Raw genomic sequence first — 255 nt, 5'->3', positions numbered from 1 at the left:
CAAATTCTGTTTCATCCGTACCGCAGCGCATCAGGGTTGCTCACCCCGCGCCGCCATACGAACCAATCTAGGAACATTCCGCTGAAAATCTACTCTCTCGAGCCTGTCTCTCAAATCAAAACACCTTGGGTGTTGTAAGGTTAAGCCTCTCGGGTCATTAGTACTGGTTAGCTCAATGCATCGCTGCACTTACACACCCAGCCTATCAACGTCTTAGTCTTAAACGTCCCTTCAGGTGGCTTAAAGCCACAGGGA

At 49.8% G+C, this 255-nt stretch carries 1 rRNA gene; it reads right to left on the bottom strand.

The features are described from left to right. Positions 1–136: 136 nt before the first annotated feature. Positions 137–255: ribosomal RNA gene (locus tag J1785_RS00065) — 23S ribosomal RNA — on the bottom strand; the annotation flags it as partial.

Origin of the sequence: Rahnella perminowiae (assembly GCF_019049755.1) — a bacterium.
GTDB lineage: Bacteria > Pseudomonadota > Gammaproteobacteria > Enterobacterales > Enterobacteriaceae > Rahnella > Rahnella perminowiae.
This window is presented reverse-complemented; position numbering and strand designations above follow the sequence as displayed.